The organism is Fictibacillus halophilus, from assembly GCF_042680145.1.
Classification (GTDB): domain Bacteria; phylum Bacillota; class Bacilli; order Bacillales; family Fictibacillaceae; genus Fictibacillus; species Fictibacillus halophilus_A.
In genome coordinates this window covers 2,040,359-2,056,876 of record NZ_JBHTNQ010000001.1, presented here as the reverse complement: position 1 = coordinate 2,056,876, position 16,518 = coordinate 2,040,359, and the positions used below count along the sequence as shown (strand labels likewise).

Sequence of the window (16,518 nt, the reverse complement as noted above, 5' to 3'; positions counted from 1 at the left end):
CAAAAGCAACAAAGTTTACGAAAACAGCCTTTAATTTTAAGTTTGAATCTCTTTTTCAGTTCTATTAAATTTCAATTTGCATATGATTTAGTAGATGCTAGAGAGGAGCGGATGGACTTGAAACAGGAAATTTCTATATTAATAAATGGTAAGAAAAAACGATATAGTGAAAGTAAATTCAACAATGAACAAGAGCATTCAAGCAATGAGATAGCAGCGGCTATTGAAGTTCTAAATAAAGATAAATACATGGTGCTTGCAGAACCGTTAAAGAAAAATGAAATAGCATTTAAAAGAAAGAAAATGAATTTGTTTTCTAAAAAAAGGACAGGCTTTTATCTCCCTCAAAAAGGCAAATCACTGCCGAAGCAGATATTAGCAGCAGTTATGGCTGCAGTAGTAACTGGAACCGTTTTAGGAATTATGGTTTTGATGGTATTTTCAACAGATATCACAGAAGCTGGAAATTTTAAACCTGAAACTGCTCCGGTTCAAAAAGAAGAGGCTCCATCTGGAAAAAAACTTGTCTCATTACCTCCTATAAACTTAGAATTTTCCGCCCTGCAAGCTGGAGTATTTTCAACAAAAGAAAGAGCTGAAGATGTTGTAAAATCCATTGAAGATAAAGGTTTTTCCGCAGTGATCATCTCCGCTGGTGATGAAAAATCTGCTGTAATTGTAGGGATAGCAAACGAAAAACACCAATTAGAAAGCTATGGTGAAAGCTATCAAAAGAAAATGGAAAAACCACTCGTTAAAACACTGTCTTTCTCATTCGATAACCTAAAAACACCGAGTAACTTAGACGAAACATATTTCACTAATGGCCAGATTCTTCTGCAGAATGTATTAACCCTTTCACAAATGCCTGGCACCAAAGAATCTGGACTTGATCAAACTTTAAGTGATTTTAATAAATGGAAACAATACGGGCAGAAACAAAAGAAAAACTGGAAGGTCGAAACAGCTAATGCTGCATCAGACTTCGAAAAACAGCTAGAAGGTGCTTTTCTAGCTTTGAAAGATACAAAGAAAGGTGAACTTAACTGGGCATTTCAGCAAAAGGCTATGGACAGTCTTCAATCTTATAAACAATTGCTTCAGACATTAAAATAAATAAGTTTTTTAGAAAAGCAGAGATATCTCCCCTTTCTCTGCTTTTTTATCTGGACTTTTCTTATAAATAAGGCACTACTTTATAATTTTTTTGTTTTTGGAGGTTTTGTGATAGACTTCTTTGACTAGTTGATTGGAGCGGAAGGTGCGAGACTCCTGCGGGATTAGTGGGACAGGTGAGACTCTTAAGGGTGCAAAGCGCCGAGGAGGCTCACCGCACGCCCCGCGGAAAGCTAGCATCCTGCAGCAGAAATCAACGGCTTAGTCTATCTGTTTTCCCAGCATGGATGTCTTAAATTCTATAAATGCAACTGCTGTGTCTGACTTTTTAACCACTTTCGAGAAATTTGTCAAAAATCGTCTATGATTTTTTCCATTTGCCCACATAAAAAAGCCAAAAATGCCGAAAAACTAATAGAAGTAAGTTTTTGGCGTCGTTTGTCTATTTTTTACAAGTTTGTTATTGTAAAACTGTACAAATTTAACATCAACGAACGAATTGAAAGGTGATTACATGAAACACCTCATTTTAGCCTCTTCTTCACCTCGAAGATATGAACTTCTGTCATTAACGCTTCTTCCATTTGAAACATATCCTAGTACACTTGAAGAAAAAATGGATCCCAATCTTACTCCAAGTCAATTGGTAGAATCACTTGCAGAACAAAAAGCATCAGATGTTCTTACATATAAACCAAATGATGTTATTTTAGGTGCTGATACAATTGTTGCGTATGGAAACAAACGGCTTGGGAAGCCTCAAAATGAACAAGAAGCTGCAGAAACGCTAAGGATGCTCTCTGGTCAGACACATGATGTTTACACCGGTGTTTGTATTATGGATCAAGAAAAGAAACGTTTGTTTTCAGTAAAGACGAGTGTGACTTTTTATCCGCTTAGCGAAGAAACGATTTGCTGGTACATCAGCACAGGTGAGCCTTTTGACAAAGCAGGAAGCTATGGCATTCAAGGTTTAGGTTCTTTACTCGTAGAAAAAATACATGGTGATTATTTTAGTGTTGTTGGTTTGCCGGTATCCAGAGTGGTAAGAACACTGAGTGAATTCGGCTTTTTCTTTCACCGGGTCAGTCAGATAGACTGAATTAACGAGGGAGGAACGTAAGTGGCAACAAAACCGCTTATGATAAAAGATTATCCATTACAGGAAAGACCAAGGGAAAGGCTGTTGCAAGACGGTCCTAATACGCTATCCAACTATGAATTATTAGCCATCCTTTTACGTACAGGAACAAAACAGATGTCTGCAATACAGCTTTCACACCATATCATACAGCATTTTGAAGGTTTAAGACATTTGAAAGATGCTTCTATTGGCGAGCTGAAAGAAATCAACGGCATTGGGCCTGCCAAAGCGGTAGAACTAATTGCTGCTATTGAAATAGGCAAACGGATCAGCCGTCTTCAATTTGAAGAGAGATACACGATCCGCTCCCCAGAAGATGGTGCAAGATACTTAATGGATGAACTTCGCTTTTTGCACCAGGAACACTTTGTATGTTTGTATTTAAATACAAAGAATCAGGTCCTGCATAAGAAAACAGTCTTTATTGGCAGTTTGAATACTTCTATCGTACATCCGCGAGAAGTGTTCAAAGAGGGTTTGAAACGATCGAGTGCTTCGATCATTTGTTTTCACAACCATCCCAGTGGAGATCCTGCTCCCAGCAGGGAAGATATTGAAGTTACTAAAAGGTTAGTAGAGTGTGGAAAAATGCTGGGGATTGAAGTGCTGGATCACATTATTATAGGTGATCAAAAATACGTAAGTTTAAAAGAAAAAGGATATGTTTAACATTGTCTTTTGATTCTTTTATAGCGTATAATCAAACTTATGAGTTTTGCTTGATGAAAGGAGTTTACATAAATGTTTGGTGGATTTTCAAGAGATTTAGGAATTGATTTAGGAACTGCAAACACACTTGTTTACGTGAAGGGCAAGGGTGTTGTTGTGCGTGAACCTTCCGTTGTTGCTTTGCGTACTGACACAGGTTCAATTGAGGCAGTAGGTAATGCTGCTAAAAATATGATCGGCCGTACACCGGGGAATATTGTGGCTGTAAGACCAATGAAGGACGGGGTTATAGCGGACTTTGAAACTACTGCTACTATGATGAAGTATTTTATTCAGCAAGCACAAAAGAACCGTTCTGTATTCGCGCGTAAGCCTTATGTAATGGTTTGTGTACCGTCTGGAATTACAGCTGTGGAAAAACGTGCTGTTGAGGATGCTACAAAGCAAGCTGGTGCTCGTGAAGCTTATACGATTGAAGAGCCGTTTGCGGCAGCAATCGGCGCTGATCTTCCTGTATGGGAGCCAACTGGAAGCATGGTTGTTGATATCGGCGGAGGTACGACAGAAGTTGCCATTATCTCTCTTGGAGGTATCGTAACTAGTCAGTCAATTCGTATCGCTGGTGATGAGATGGATGATGCAATCATTGCTTACATTAAAAAGACTTATAACTTAATGATAGGTGAAAGAACGGCAGAAACTCTTAAACTAGATATTGGTTCTGCAGGTACGCCTGAAGGTATTGAAGATATGGATATCCGTGGACGCGATTTATTGACAGGTCTTCCAAAAACAATTACGATTACGGCGGAAGAAGTTTCCAGCGCGTTGCGTGATACGGTGAACAGTATTATGGATGCAGTAAAAGTGACTCTTGAAAAAACACCGCCTGAACTGGCTGCTGATATTATGGATCGCGGTATCGTTCTTACAGGTGGAGGTGCTTTATTAAGAAACTTGGATAAAGTCATTAGCGAAGAGACAAAGATGCCTGTTATCGTGGCGGAAAACGCATTGGATTGTGTAGCAGTCGGAACTGGCCGAGCGCTTGAAAATCTGCACCTTTTCAAATCCAAAGCTGGTATAACTTCTAGATCTAAATCCAAGTAAGTAGGTGTATTTTCATGCCACATTTTTTTTCGAATAAACGGCTTATCATCCTGCTAGTAAGTATTATTATTCTAGTAGCTTTGATTGGTTTTTCGATGAAAAAAAGGGAAAGCCTAACCTTACCTGAACAGTTTTTAAAAGATTCTGCAGGACTAACACAAACGATTTTCTATAAACCCGCTAATACAATAGCGGGTTTCTTTGAGAATTTAGCTGAAATGAAACAGCTTTACAAAGAGAATCAAATGTTAAAAGCAAGGTTAGATGAGTACGCAAAATTATATGTTCAGTACAAGGAAGTTAAGAAAACAAACGAAACGTTAAAAGCGCAGCTTGATAAAGAAGAAGATTTAACTGACTTCAAGGTGCGGGAAGCAACTGTGATCGGCAGATCTCCTGATCAATGGAATCAATTTATTTATATTAACAAAGGGGAAAAAGACGGAATCAAGCCGAAGATGGCAGTTATTTCACCCCAAGGTTTTATAGGTAAAGTGACGAATGTTTCTCTGTTTCAATCCACTGTTCAGCTTATAAGTGATAATGATCGGACAAACCGTTTTTCTGCAATTGTTCAAGGAGAAAGAAACATTTTTGGAACAATAGAAGGATACGATCCGAAACGCCAGGCTTTGCTGTTTAAAAAGATTCCAGTAGATGCGAAGATTAAAAAAGGTCAAAAAGTTATTACTTCAGGTCTCGGAGATGTTTTTCCTCCTGATCTTCTAATTGGGGAAGTTATTGATATTGAACCGGATGAAGTTGGTTTAACTCAGACAGCTTACTTAAAGCCGTCTGCTGATTTGTATGATTTGGATCATGTGATGGTTCTCGAAAGAGAGATGCCGGCAGTAGATGAAAGTTTAAAAGAAAAGGAGGAAGAATGATGAAAAAAATCCTTCTTCCTTTTCTTATCTATTTAGCATTTATTAGTGAGAGTTCCTTGATGCAAGCTTTATTGCCGCAGGAGAACAATATGGAATGGCAATTTATTCCTCGGTTTTCAATGGTAATGATCTTATTTATTGCCATGTATTTAAATTCAACGTATGGACTGGTCTATGGGTTAGGATTTGGACTTCTTACTGATTTGCTTTATACAGATATTATCGGTGTTTACTTATTTTCAATGGCTGCAACTGCGTATATTACATCTGTCTTTTCAAGATATCTTTTCGGAAATCTTATTGTAACTCTGCTTCTTTCCATTGTTGGTGTTTCTATTCTGGAGTTTTTTGTATATGGTTTAAACAGTCTTATCGGGATCAGCAATCAAATGATAGATATGTTTCTCTATAAAAGATTGTTGCCTACCCTCATCTTAAACGGTTTCTTCGCGATACTCATTTATTATCCATATGTAAAGCAGCTAAACCTGCTGAAGGATACTATAAAAGAAAACTAACAGCAGCAAAGAGGAATTTAGACCTAGCTGTCGAATGTTAGTACGTTGAGGTGAACAATGGCAATGGTACAGAAACTGCAGCACAACGTAACAATAAAAGGTACAAAAGACGGCCTCATTTTGTTGTTGGATGATAAATGTTCCTTCGAAAAAATTATTGAGGAACTCTATGATAAATTAACTGCAAACAGTGGACAGCTGCTTAATGGTCCAGTTATTTCTGTGAAAGTGAAAGCAGGAAAGAGATATGTTACTGCTGAACAAGAAGAGAAATTGCGGGAAGTTTTAAAACAAAAAGAGAATCTAGTCTTAGAACATATTGAATCAGATGTTATCACCAAGGCAGAAGCTGAGGAACTGAGAAAAGACGCACAAGTTGTAACCGTTTCAAAGATTGTTAGATCCGGACAGGTTTTAGATATTCAGGGCGACCTGCTCCTGGTTGGTGATGTGAACCCAGGTGGAACAGTAATCGCTACCGGTAACATTTATATTCTAGGTGCCTTAAAAGGAATCGCTCAATGCGGAAGCAAAGGGAATGAAGAAGCGATAATTGCTGCTTCTGTCATGAAACCTTCTCAGCTAAGGATTGCACATCATATTAATAGAGCACCAGACTCTTATCCGGATTTGGGGAATGAGATGGAGTTTGCTTACATATCCAAAGAAGAACAACAGATTCGGATTGATCGGATCAGTGCTGTCCACCGAATTAGACCGACGTTGAACAGCTTGGTATAGAAAGGGGAATGAAGCATGGGAGAAGCGATTGTCATTACGTCTGGGAAAGGTGGAGTCGGTAAAACGACGACTTCAGCCAATATAGGGACTGCTCTAGCTCTTTCTGGGAAAAAAGTATGTCTCGTAGATACCGATATTGGGTTGCGTAACCTTGATGTATTAATGGGACTTGAGAACAGGATCATTTACGATCTGGTAGATGTAGCAGAAGAACGCTGCAAACTTAATCAAGCCTTAATTAAAGATAAACGCTTTGAATGTTTGTATTTGCTGCCAGCAGCTCAAACAAAAGATAAGTCTTCTATTCAGCCTGAACAAGTTAAGAAAATTGTACAGGAATTAAAGCAAGATTATGATTATGTTATTATTGACTGTCCAGCTGGCATTGAACAAGGCTTTAAGAATGCTGTAGCAGGAGCAGATAAATCGATTGTTGTAACAAATCCAGAAATTTCATCTGTTCGAGATGCTGACCGTATTATCGGTTTGCTTGAACAAGAAGAAGTAGAAGCACCAAAACTAATCGTAAACAGACTGCGTAATCACCTGGCAAAGAGCGGTGATATGCTCGATGTTGACGAGATCGTATCAGTACTTTCCATTGAGCTTTTAGGTGTAGTTATTGATGACGAAAATGTAATTAAGGCAGCGAACAAAGGCGAACCGGTAGCAATGCAGCCGGATTCTAAAGCTTCAATTGCCTACCGTAATATCGCTAGAAGAATTTTAGGAGAATCAGTTCCTCTTTTGTCTTTAGAGGAAGAAAAAGGATTCTTTGGCAAGATTAAAACACTATTAGGTATGAAATAAAGCATTGGCTCAGGCCAGTGCTTTTTCATTTTTCACAAACTTTGTTGCTATCGGAAGTTGTTGATTTCCGCTCCAGGCTGCTCGCTTTCCGCGGGGCGTGCGGTGAGTCTTGGTGAAAGAATCTATGAAGTGCTGCTCCTGCGTCTACTAGAAAATCCTGCCGTAGCAAGATTCCTCGTCGCATGCCTTGCGAGAAGAATAATCAGGTAGTCGGCACGCTGCTCCAGCAGGAGTCTCGCACCTTCCGCTCCAATCAACTTGTCAACGAAGTGTCTTCACTAAAAAAGTCATAACCAACAATCCTTAAGAAAAGAGCATTTTTAAAAGATTGTTGTTTTGGGATTGTACATGTGAATACTCTTTAAAAACACCATTCCTCTAATAATCGCTTTTTAGGATTTCATTTTACTCATAACTTCAGCGGACAAGTCATAGGATGTACATATATATGAGAAAAAATGGAGGAACGGTTATGAAAAATAGAGCAGATGAAATCCGAAAAAAGTATGGAAACTTATCAAAACAAGGAACATCAAAAGAAAAAAATGTGTCTATAAACAGAGATGACTCGGAGAAAAATCACCCTCTATTTAACCGTCATGCCTTATTAATGCAAGTGATGTTTTCTATTATTTTATTCTTAATCGTTGGCATTATCTTTAAAAATAATGGTGAACAAACGGCTAAAGCTCAAAATTTCATTAAGCATGTGTATGAAGACGAATTCCATTTTGCAGCCGCAAAAGACTGGTATGAAAATCAATTTGGAAAACCACTTGCATTGCTCCCGAAAGATAAATTGATAAAAGACGAATCCGAACAAGCAAGTGAGGTGTACGCTGTTCCGGCTGATGGGAAAGTATATGAAACCTTCAGTTCAAATGGCAAAGGAATATGGATAGAGACAGGAAGCAAGGAAGAGTCAGTGGAGACTGCAAAAGACGGGTATATCGTTTTTGCGGGCAAAAAAGAAGATCTCGGGTATACCGTTATTATTCAGCATTCTGATGAACAAGAATCTTGGTATGGTGATCTAAAAGAAATCGATAAATCCATTAAACTCTATAACTATGTTGAAAGCGGAACACGGCTTGGGAAAGTTTCAGAAAATGACGGTGGTAAAACAGGGAAGTTTTATTTCGCAATAAAAAAAGACAAGAGCTTCATTGATCCAAGCAAGGTGATTGATATTGATTAACCTGATTGTACAATTTATCCGAAAAATAAAGGTTAATCCGGCATTCTGGATTGTTATTTTCGGCGCTGTTTTTACAGGACATTTCAGAGAAATTATCGTATGGTTTTTCGTTGTACTTATACATGAGATGGGTCATTTTGCCGGGGCCCATCTTTTTAAATGGAGAATTTCCAGAATTGATTTGCTTCCTTTTGGTGGAGCTGCCGTTGTAGAAGAACACGGCACAAGGCCATTTCATGAGGAGATTTGGGTAGCTATACTTGGGCCTCTGCAACATGTATGGATGACAGGATTGGCTTTAATGCTTAACAGCATGGGCATCATATCTCCAGATGATTTTACTTGGTTCCTGCTTTTGAATTTTACCTTATTCACATTTAACTTATTGCCTATCTGGCCATTAGATGGCGGGAAGATAGCTTTTGCGTTATTTACGAAGTGGATGCCTTTTAAATTTGCACAGCGTCAATTTCTGCTTTGGTCAGCATTCCTTTTAATTACTGGAGGAGCTTGGCAGCTCTATCTCCAGCCAAATCATTTAAACCTTTGGGTTATTTGTGCCTTTTTATTAGTTGCTCATATTTTAGAATGGAAAAGAAGACATTATGTGTTTATACGTTTTTTATTAAGCAAAATGCAGCAGAATCCCTCAAAACGAACTCGTACACTGATCGTACCCCCAACAATGCCATTATCCAAAGTCACTAGCCGATTAATTAAAGGAATTTCACACTCCATTGTTGTCAAAGACCACAACCCGATAACATTAGAAGAAAAAGAACTATTAGAAGCGTATTTTCATAAACATTCTCCTGAATGTGCAATTGGCCAGGTTTTTCGTTAAAATAGAGAAACGAACCATGGACAGGGAGATGTGTAATAAATATGCAACAGGTAGTAATCAATGCGGCTGGTCTGGAAAAAAGAACGGCGCTCCTTCAAAAAGGGAAACTTGTAGAATGTGCCTATCAGAGACCAGATGAAAAGCCTTCAACAGGGAGTATATATAAGGGAAGAGTCCAAAAAGTGCTTCCAGGCATGCAGGCTGTCTTTGTAGATATTGGAACGGAAAAGAACGGATTCCTGCATAGAGATGACCTGCCTGCATTCCAGATGTTATCTAATGAAGATAAGAAGAAAATATCAATTTCCAGCCTGATTAAAGAAGGGGAATCTATCCTCGTTCAAATAGCAAAAGAAGAAAGCGGGGATAAGGGTGCGAAACTTACGTCCCTACTATCTTTTACAGGACATCTCCTCGTATATTTCCCGTACACTCCGCATATTGGGATTTCAAAAAAAATAAAAGAATCTGAACGAGAGGCTTTATTAAAGTGGGGTTCTGAACAAGTCAATGAAAAAGAAGGAATGGTTATCCGGACTGGCTGTGAAACCTTTCCCGAAAAAGAAATGAATCTGGAATTAAAAAACTTAAAGAAACAATTTTTAGAAGCCGTGAAAATGGCTGAGGGAATGAAAGCGCCAAGGTTAATTATCCGTCCGCCATTTTATTATACTTTTTTAGAAAGATGGCTTAATTCAAATGTGGAAGAGATCATTGTAGATGATCATGATACTTATTCACACATTAAAGAGTACTCAGCTACGTATCGTACACCTTTTCAAGTTAAACTATATAACGAAAAAGAACCGATTTTTAAAAAGTATGGTATTGATGTAGAAATTCAAAAAAGTTTGTTGCCCCATATTTGGCTGAAAAATGGTGCTTCACTTTATTTCAATGTTACAGAAGCTTTAACAGTTATTGATGTGAACACTGGGAAATTTACCGGAAAAAAAGACCGGTCAAAAACCGTGGCAGAGACAAACGCTTTAGCTGCTAAAGAAATTATGAAGCAGCTGCGGCTGCGTAATTTAGCGGGAATGATTGTGATTGACTTTATCACTATGCAGTCTAATTCAGACAAAGACATGATCTTCTCTGCGTTAAAAGAAGAAATCAAAAAAGATTCTTCAACAATTAATTTGTACGGCTTCACAAAAATGGGGCTTTTTGAACTGACCAGGAAAAAAGAGCGGCCATCGTTATTAGAAACGCTTACCGAAAAACCAAAAAGCGATATAATGGACAGTCACCAGCTTCGACCGGAAACCTTTTATTATGAGCTTGAAAGAATAGCTATGGAATATGAGTATCACGCTGATGAAGCAATTTGGCTAGATGTTCCGCAATATTTTGCTGAATGGCTCCAAAATCATCAGGACAAGCTCTCTTATATCGAGAAAAAGTACGGAAGCATGATATTTGTGTCTCCTGGTTCGATAAATCGTGAAATTATTGTCAGGCAGACAGGCGCTGCAAATGATATAAAAAAGCGATTTTCACATTGACACAGCAGTCCCATACATGGTAAACTTTTTTCGTTAGTGTTTGGAGCACCCGCTCCAACCGCACAGACTAGGTTTTAAGTATTTTATATACACCTAGGATGGCGAGTCTGAGTATAAGAGGAGGTGCACGTTGATGTACGCAATTATTCAAACTGGTGGTAAGCAAGTTCGAGTTGAAGAAGGTCAAGCAATCTATGTTGAGAAACTAGATGTTGAAGCTGGTGAAACAGTAACATTCGAAGATGTATTGATGGTCGGTGGAGACAGCTTGAAAGTAGGAGCTCCTTTAGTTGAAGGTGCTACAGTTACGGCAAAAGTTGAAAAGCATGGCCGTGGCGAGAAGGTCGTTGTCTACAAGTTTAAGGCGAAGAAGAACTATCGTCGTAAGCAAGGACATCGTCAACCATACACAAAAGTTGTGATTGACAAGATTAACGGGTAATTCTCATGATTTCAGTTTCTATTTTCAGAAACAGTGATCAAAACGTACTTTCGTTTACGATGGATGGACACGCTGATTTTGCTCCACATGGCCAGGATTTGGTTTGTGCAGCCGCAACAGCAGTGTCGTTCGGTACAATTAATGCTATTGAAAAACTTTGCGGCTATGAGCCTGAAGTGACCACTCATGAAGATGGTGGATTTCTAAAGTGCAAAGTACCGAATAATCTAGATGATTCGACCTATCATAAAACGCAATTGCTTTTGGAAGGCATGATTGTATCTCTTGCTTCGATTGAAGAAGGATACAGTGAGTATATAAAATTGACTGAACATGAAGGAGGTGCAACGAATGCTTAAATTAAACCTTCAATACTTTGCCTCTAAAAAAGGGGTAGGTAGCACAAAGAATGGTCGTGATTCACAGTCTAAGCGTTTAGGCGCTAAGCGTGCTGATGGACAATTCGTTTCTGGTGGTTCAATTCTTTACCGTCAACGCGGTACTAAGATCTATCCTGGTACAAACGTTGGTAAAGGCGGAGATGACACTCTATTTGCTAAGGTTGACGGAATCGTTCGTTTCGAGCGTTATGGCCGTGACCGCAAAAAGGTAAGTGTTTACCCAATCGCGCAAGAAGCGTAAGAGGGAGATAAAAACTCTAACCAGATTGGTTAGGGTTTTTTCTTTGCACTATAGCAAAGTAAGCCAAGTTTTCTTTAGTATTTACAAAAGTTTGAGTACTGCGCTAAATTTGTTGGTGTAAGGTATAGCCATATTAAAAGGAAAGGCTGGAAGTGCGATGATGTCAAAAAAATGGACGACTGTCGATCTTTTGCGCCATGCCAGGCATGACTGGCTAAACCAGCTTCAGCTTATTAAAGCAAATCTGTCTCTTGACCGCACTGAGCGGGCAAAAGAGATAATGAATGAAGTTATTGAATTATCCCGGGAAGAATCCAGAATCTCTAACCTGAAGACCCCGAATTTATCAGAGTACTTACTAACCTATAATTGGCTGAAGCATCCGGTGAAATTGTATGGAAAAGTTAAAGGTGAAAGCGGAGATTTTAGTTTATTTGAAGATGAATTGTTACATACAACGGATGAGTTATGCGATGTGCTGAACAATTCGATTTCGGGATATGAGGAATACTCACTTACTGTTACATTTGAACCTGAAGATCTTCGTGTTAGTTATACATTTGTGGGTAATCTCTCCGAACAGGAGAATACACTCGAAAAAATGAAGAATATTTTTTCAACACATAAAAGCATGGCACTCATCGAAAGCTATATTCAGGAGAATAAGTGTTATTTTGAATTTCAGTTAACTTCCTAATGAAAGGAGGAGAATTAAATGTTTGTCGATCAGGTCAAAATTTATTTAAAAGCTGGTGACGGCGGTAACGGGATGGTTGCATTCCGCCGCGAAAAATATGTGCCAGACGGCGGTCCTGCCGGTGGTGATGGAGGAAAAGGCGCGAACGTTATCTTTGAAGTGGAAGAAGGACTTCGTACACTGATGGATTTTCGTTATAACCGCCATTTTAAAGCACCTCGAGGCGAACATGGAATGTCTAAAGGCATGCATGGAAAAAAAGCTAACGATATGATCGTAAAGGTTCCTCCAGGAACAGTTGTAACGGATGCGAATACGGGAGAAACAATTGCTGACTTGGTACATCACAAGCAGCAAGCAATTATTGCAAAAGGCGGCCGAGGCGGCCGAGGCAACACTCGTTTCGCGACTCCTGCAAACCCAGCACCTGAAATTGCTGAAAATGGGGAACCAGGTGAAGAACGTGAAGTAACATTAGAATTAAAGGTTTTAGCAGACGTTGGACTTGTTGGGTTCCCGAGTGTAGGGAAATCAACTTTTTTATCTATCGTTTCTGCAGCAAAACCTAAAATTGCGGCTTATCACTTTACAACAATTACACCTAATTTAGGAGTTGTACCGGTTGAGGACGGCAGAAGCTTTGTTATGGCTGATTTGCCGGGATTAATTGAAGGTGCTCATGAAGGTGTAGGACTTGGACATCAGTTCCTGCGTCATATTGAAAGAACACGTGTAATTCTTCACGTTATCGATATGTCCGGTATGGAAGGCCGAGACCCATATGAGGATTTTGTGAAGATCAATGAAGAGCTTAATCAATACAATATGAGATTGATGGAACGTCCTCAGATTGTGATTGCTAATAAGATGGACATTCCTGGAGCGGAAGAAAACCTAGAGGCGTTTAAGGAAAAAGCAGGAGACGACGTTAAAGTTTTCCCTGTTTCAGCCATTACTCGTCAAGGAATTCGTGAAGTATTATTTACAACTGCAGATATTCTTGAAGTTACTCCTGAGTTCCCTCTTATCCATGATGATGGGGTTGAACAGCAGCGTGTTCTTTATAAGCACGAAAAAGAAGATGCAGGTTTCTATATTACTCGTGATCCGGCTGGAATATTTGTTATCAATGGGCCGAAGATTGAGAAATTATTTAAGATGACAGATTTCTCGAGGGAAGAAGCAACTAAGCGTTTTGCGCGTCAAATGCGTACGCTAGGTGTTGACCAAGCACTTAGAGATCGCGGTGCGGAACACGGTGATGTTGTACGAATTCTCAAATATGAATTTGAATTTATTGATTAAATTGGGCAGCCCCGCCAGAGGGCTGTCTTTTTATTGAAAGAAAGTATAAAAAATCAGGGGGCTCATAATGTTTTTCTGATTTTTATGTTGTTAAAAGAAAGAAAACAGCTCTTTTATAGAAAATACATACTGATTACATAAAAAAAGCAAAGTTGACATGAGAACCTACTAGTAGATATGGTTCAAAAAAAAGTGATCCAACCGTTATAAGTCCTAAACAACACCTTATAAGTCTTCATAAAAATTTATAAGTCTTCAAAATTTTTTATAAGTCCTCAAAAAAATTTATAAGTCTTCATCATTTTGAATTATTAAAAATAGATAAACCCTCAAGAAATCAAAGGACAAAAATTCTTCTTTGTGTATATGTCCGTGTGGAATAGACATTTTCTTTTGCATTTATTATAATGAGTGTAAGATTTACACCGGAGGAAATTCTTATGAAAAATGATAAACAGTACTATATGGTAAGAGAAGATGTATTATCAGAATCCATGCAAAAAGCGTTAGAAGCTAAATCTTTATTAGATCGCGGTAAAGTGAAAACTGTAGCTGAAGCTGCTGAAAAAGTAGGATTAAGCCGCAGTGCCTTTTATAAATATCGTGATGGAATTTTTCCATTCCATACGATGGTGAAAGAAAAAATTATTACACTGTCCATCCATCTAGAAGACAGATCCGGTGCTCTCTCAAGTCTTCTAACCGTCGTTGCCTCACAAGGATGCAATGTATTGACCATTAATCAAACGATTCCTCTCCAAGGACGTGCGCATATTACACTGACCATCGAAACGAATATGCTGCAAGGAGATATTAAAGACTTATTAGCAACTTTAAATCGAATGGAAACTGTTGAAAGAGTTGAAGTGGTAGGAACAGGAGCTTAATTTTAAGAAACCGGGCTGTCCCAAAAGTAAGGTAAACTTACTATTGGCAGCCCCTAATTTTTTATTTTTGTCAAAATAAAAAATAAATAAAATCGCCAAAATTTAGTTATCTAATCGAGTTTATTAGATAATCTACTATTTTATAACGATGTACGTTATCTAAATAGGTTTAAATAAAATGAGGCATGACTAAAAAGTTTTTAAACTTTTGAGTCAGCCTCGTTTCTGTTCGTTTGGCTTTATAATAAATATCCTTTTTTGCGCAATGCAAGGCATGCTTTGTCTAATTTTTCTTTAGAATCTGCAGATAGGGTGTGCATGTGTATTCCGTCTGTAAGTTCACTTAAAAGAGGAGCATTCGTTTCCTTTAGACGATTCATTAAATCCTCTACATCGTTACGATTTGACAGCTTAAGTGATGCTTTGATATCACCGTAAACAGGGTGATCAACAGTTACATCTTCAACAGTTACTCCATGATCTACGATTGTGTACAATTCTTCGATGGTTTCTTCAGGGGAATGGACAGATGCGACAACACAAGAGAATGAATTTCCCTTATCAGGTTTCATGTAAATATAACCTTGAGCAGTTGCCATAATTGGTTCACCGCTTGCTTTTAAGAGCGACATATCCTGTACAATTACTTGTCTGCTGACATTCGTCTTTGCTGCGAGTGATGAACCGCTCAAGGGCTCTGAAGATTCTTTTAGCCAGCTCATAAGCTGTGTTCTTCTATCATCGCCTTTTAATTTTTCTGCCTTATTCATTTTAATGCAACCTCTCTAACTGATAAAAATTGATTCGTTATATCATTTAGTGCTTTGCAGAGCGTGTAAATATCTTCTGCAGTAGTAAGGTGACTTAACGAAACTCGTACAAGACCATGTGCCTCACTATCAGTCCAGCCAAGAGCAAGTAAGGTTTTAGAAGGAGATTGCAGTCCATTCTTGCAGGCTGATCCTGTTGAAACAGCAATCTTTCTCCTGCTTAGTTCCTGCATTACGATTTGTCCTTCTATTCCTCTAACTCTAAATGGAAGTATATATGGCGAACCGTCCAAACTTCCTTCTAAAATAACCTCTCTATTATTAAGTATAAGCGAAATAAACAGTTTTCGCATTTCTGCTACTTGAACATAATGTGATGATTGTTTATTTATAGATTCTTCAGCAGCCGTCACAAAAGAAACGATAGAAGGGAGATCTACTGTTCCAGGTCTAAATCCCCGTTCATGGGTAACCCCTGCAAGAAGAGGAGAAATGTGGATAGCAGGTGATATATATACGGCTCCTGTTCCCTTTGGACCATGAATTTTGTGGGCTGAAACTGTAAAAGAATCTATGTTTATGGAATTAAAATAGTTTTTGTCTACTTTTGAAAAGGATTGAACACAGTCACTGTGAAACAAAATATCGTTTCTCTTAAAAAAATCACTCATGGATTTAAGATCTTGGATGATGCCCGTTTCACTGTTTACATGCTGTATTGTTGCTAATACAGTATCTGGTCTTAGATTTTCCTTTATTCTTTCAATGCTGATCTTACCTGATGAATCTACGGGAACCCGAGTGACTTCAAACCCTTGGCCCTCTAAAAACTTGAGAGCGTAATCGACAGATGGATGCTCAACATTAGATGTAATAATATGTCTTCCATTTCGTTTTGAACCAAAGGCTAAAGATGTGATAGCTAAAAAGTTTCCATCCGAACCTCCCCCCGTAAAATAAATTCCGTTTGAATCTTTGCCAGCCAGCTTTGCAAAAGTAGTTCGAGCATGTTCTAATAGTTCCTTCGCATTTAGTCCTCCATCGTGCAGACTCTCTGTATTTTCAAAGTAATTTCTTGAAGTACGGATAAAAGCTTCGATAGCATTTTTTGACATAGGTGTTGTAGCTGCATAATCCAAATATATCAAGGCGTTCACCTCATTAAATAATAAAATTCTTGTAACAAGTTTAATTCTATGTAAATATAGGTGTCAAGACACATGTAAAGTT

Annotated in this window: 19 protein-coding genes and 1 other annotated feature; of the genes, 17 read left to right on the top strand and 2 right to left on the bottom strand. The window is 38.4% G+C overall.

Features of this window, described 5'->3' with window-relative positions; all coding sequences use genetic code 11:
* Positions 1-117 precede the first annotated feature (117 nt).
* From ACFQ4X_RS10670 to ACFQ4X_RS10590, 17 genes are all read left to right on the top strand, one after another.
* Entirely contained in the window at positions 118-1,116 is a 999-nt protein-coding gene (locus tag ACFQ4X_RS10670) for an SPOR domain-containing protein (RefSeq protein ID WP_379835006.1), read from the top strand.
* A 514-nt stretch (positions 1,117-1,630) separates the two neighbouring features.
* Positions 1,631-2,218 (top strand): Maf family protein, encoded by a 588-nt coding sequence (locus ACFQ4X_RS10665; RefSeq protein WP_379835004.1) that lies wholly within the window; start codon positions 1,631-1,633, stop codon positions 2,216-2,218.
* A gap of 39 nt (positions 2,219-2,257) precedes the next feature.
* Positions 2,258-2,929: a RadC family protein gene (gene radC, locus ACFQ4X_RS10660; RefSeq protein ID WP_379837136.1), complete on the top strand. Its 672-nt coding sequence runs from the start codon at positions 2,258-2,260 to the stop codon at positions 2,927-2,929.
* A 72-nt stretch (positions 2,930-3,001) separates the two neighbouring features.
* Complete coding sequence (locus tag ACFQ4X_RS10655; protein ID WP_289494963.1) at positions 3,002-4,039, top strand: rod shape-determining protein; 1,038 nt, start codon at positions 3,002-3,004, stop codon at positions 4,037-4,039.
* A 14-nt stretch (positions 4,040-4,053) separates the two neighbouring features.
* Positions 4,054-4,926, top strand: coding sequence for a rod shape-determining protein MreC (gene mreC, locus ACFQ4X_RS10650; protein ID WP_379835002.1), 873 nt, complete (start codon positions 4,054-4,056; stop codon positions 4,924-4,926).
* The gene (gene mreD, locus ACFQ4X_RS10645; protein WP_379835001.1) at positions 4,923-5,444 is read left to right on the top strand and encodes a rod shape-determining protein MreD; all 522 of its coding nucleotides are present in this window, start codon (positions 4,923-4,925) and stop codon (positions 5,442-5,444) included. Before mreC ends, mreD begins: the two co-directional genes overlap by 4 nt.
* 63 nt (positions 5,445-5,507) lie before the next feature.
* Positions 5,508-6,185 (top strand): septum site-determining protein MinC, encoded by a 678-nt coding sequence (gene minC / locus ACFQ4X_RS10640; protein ID WP_379834999.1) that lies wholly within the window; start codon positions 5,508-5,510, stop codon positions 6,183-6,185.
* A gap of 15 nt (positions 6,186-6,200) precedes the next feature.
* Positions 6,201-6,995, top strand: coding sequence for a septum site-determining protein MinD (gene minD, locus ACFQ4X_RS10635; protein ID WP_077359202.1), 795 nt, complete (start codon positions 6,201-6,203; stop codon positions 6,993-6,995).
* Between the two features lie 472 nt (positions 6,996-7,467).
* Positions 7,468-8,193: a peptidoglycan DD-metalloendopeptidase family protein gene (locus ACFQ4X_RS10630; RefSeq protein WP_379834997.1), complete on the top strand. Its 726-nt coding sequence runs from the start codon at positions 7,468-7,470 to the stop codon at positions 8,191-8,193.
* Positions 8,186-9,037 carry a site-2 protease family protein gene (locus ACFQ4X_RS10625; protein WP_379834996.1) on the top strand — a complete coding sequence of 284 codons (852 nt, stop codon included), beginning with the start codon at positions 8,186-8,188 and terminating at the stop codon, positions 9,035-9,037. Before ACFQ4X_RS10630 ends, ACFQ4X_RS10625 begins: the two co-directional genes overlap by 8 nt.
* Positions 9,038-9,078: 41 nt before the next feature.
* Positions 9,079-10,545, top strand: coding sequence for an Rne/Rng family ribonuclease (locus ACFQ4X_RS10620; RefSeq protein WP_379834994.1), 1,467 nt, complete (start codon positions 9,079-9,081; stop codon positions 10,543-10,545).
* A gap of 46 nt (positions 10,546-10,591) precedes the next feature.
* Positions 10,592-10,664: a sequence feature (ribosomal protein L21 leader region), on the top strand.
* Positions 10,665-10,678: 14 nt separating this feature from the next.
* Positions 10,679-10,987 carry a 50S ribosomal protein L21 gene (rplU, locus tag ACFQ4X_RS10615; RefSeq protein WP_066291353.1) on the top strand — a complete coding sequence of 103 codons (309 nt, stop codon included), beginning with the start codon at positions 10,679-10,681 and terminating at the stop codon, positions 10,985-10,987.
* Positions 10,988-10,992: 5 nt separating this feature from the next.
* Positions 10,993-11,346 (top strand): ribosomal-processing cysteine protease Prp, encoded by a 354-nt coding sequence (locus ACFQ4X_RS10610; RefSeq protein WP_379834992.1) that lies wholly within the window; start codon positions 10,993-10,995, stop codon positions 11,344-11,346.
* Entirely contained in the window at positions 11,339-11,629 is a 291-nt protein-coding gene (gene rpmA / locus ACFQ4X_RS10605) for a 50S ribosomal protein L27 (protein WP_066291343.1), read from the top strand. The genes ACFQ4X_RS10610 and rpmA overlap by 8 nt, the downstream gene beginning before the upstream one ends.
* A gap of 160 nt (positions 11,630-11,789) precedes the next feature.
* Positions 11,790-12,326 (top strand): Spo0B domain-containing protein, encoded by a 537-nt coding sequence (locus ACFQ4X_RS10600; RefSeq protein WP_379834990.1) that lies wholly within the window; start codon positions 11,790-11,792, stop codon positions 12,324-12,326.
* A gap of 18 nt (positions 12,327-12,344) precedes the next feature.
* Entirely contained in the window at positions 12,345-13,631 is a 1,287-nt protein-coding gene (obgE, locus tag ACFQ4X_RS10595) for a GTPase ObgE (RefSeq protein WP_077359196.1), read from the top strand.
* Between the two features lie 440 nt (positions 13,632-14,071).
* Positions 14,072-14,518 carry an ACT domain-containing protein gene (locus tag ACFQ4X_RS10590; RefSeq protein ID WP_379834988.1) on the top strand — a complete coding sequence of 149 codons (447 nt, stop codon included), beginning with the start codon at positions 14,072-14,074 and terminating at the stop codon, positions 14,516-14,518.
* A gap of 239 nt (positions 14,519-14,757) precedes the next feature.
* On the opposite strand, the gene ACFQ4X_RS10585 is transcribed toward ACFQ4X_RS10590, so the two are convergent.
* Positions 14,758-15,294 carry a transcription repressor NadR gene (locus ACFQ4X_RS10585; protein ID WP_379837134.1) on the bottom strand — a complete coding sequence of 179 codons (537 nt, stop codon included), beginning with the start codon at positions 15,292-15,294 and terminating at the stop codon, positions 14,758-14,760.
* The gene (locus ACFQ4X_RS10580; protein ID WP_379834986.1) at positions 15,285-16,436 is read right to left on the bottom strand and encodes an IscS subfamily cysteine desulfurase; all 1,152 of its coding nucleotides are present in this window, start codon (positions 16,434-16,436) and stop codon (positions 15,285-15,287) included. The genes ACFQ4X_RS10585 and ACFQ4X_RS10580 overlap by 10 nt, the downstream gene beginning before the upstream one ends.
* Positions 16,437-16,518: the final 82 nt, after the last annotated feature.

Coding starts and splice junctions, on each gene's coding strand:
- ACFQ4X_RS10665 (WP_379835004.1), top strand. CDS start 1,631: ATGAAACACCTCATTTTAGCCTCTTCTTCACCTCGAAGATATGAACTT.
- radC (WP_379837136.1), top strand. CDS start 2,258: ATGATAAAAGATTATCCATTACAGGAAAGACCAAGGGAAAGGCTGTTG.
- ACFQ4X_RS10655 (WP_289494963.1), top strand. CDS start 3,002: ATGTTTGGTGGATTTTCAAGAGATTTAGGAATTGATTTAGGAACTGCA.
- mreC (WP_379835002.1), top strand. CDS start 4,054: ATGCCACATTTTTTTTCGAATAAACGGCTTATCATCCTGCTAGTAAGT.
- mreD (WP_379835001.1), top strand. CDS start 4,923: ATGATGAAAAAAATCCTTCTTCCTTTTCTTATCTATTTAGCATTTATT.
- minC (WP_379834999.1), top strand. CDS start 5,508: ATGGTACAGAAACTGCAGCACAACGTAACAATAAAAGGTACAAAAGAC.
- minD (WP_077359202.1), top strand. CDS start 6,201: ATGGGAGAAGCGATTGTCATTACGTCTGGGAAAGGTGGAGTCGGTAAA.
- ACFQ4X_RS10630 (WP_379834997.1), top strand. CDS start 7,468: ATGAAAAATAGAGCAGATGAAATCCGAAAAAAGTATGGAAACTTATCA.
- ACFQ4X_RS10620 (WP_379834994.1), top strand. CDS start 9,079: ATGCAACAGGTAGTAATCAATGCGGCTGGTCTGGAAAAAAGAACGGCG.
- rplU (WP_066291353.1), top strand. CDS start 10,679: ATGTACGCAATTATTCAAACTGGTGGTAAGCAAGTTCGAGTTGAAGAA.
- ACFQ4X_RS10610 (WP_379834992.1), top strand. CDS start 10,993: ATGATTTCAGTTTCTATTTTCAGAAACAGTGATCAAAACGTACTTTCG.
- rpmA (WP_066291343.1), top strand. CDS start 11,339: ATGCTTAAATTAAACCTTCAATACTTTGCCTCTAAAAAAGGGGTAGGT.
- ACFQ4X_RS10600 (WP_379834990.1), top strand. CDS start 11,790: ATGTCAAAAAAATGGACGACTGTCGATCTTTTGCGCCATGCCAGGCAT.
- obgE (WP_077359196.1), top strand. CDS start 12,345: ATGTTTGTCGATCAGGTCAAAATTTATTTAAAAGCTGGTGACGGCGGT.
- ACFQ4X_RS10590 (WP_379834988.1), top strand. CDS start 14,072: ATGAAAAATGATAAACAGTACTATATGGTAAGAGAAGATGTATTATCA.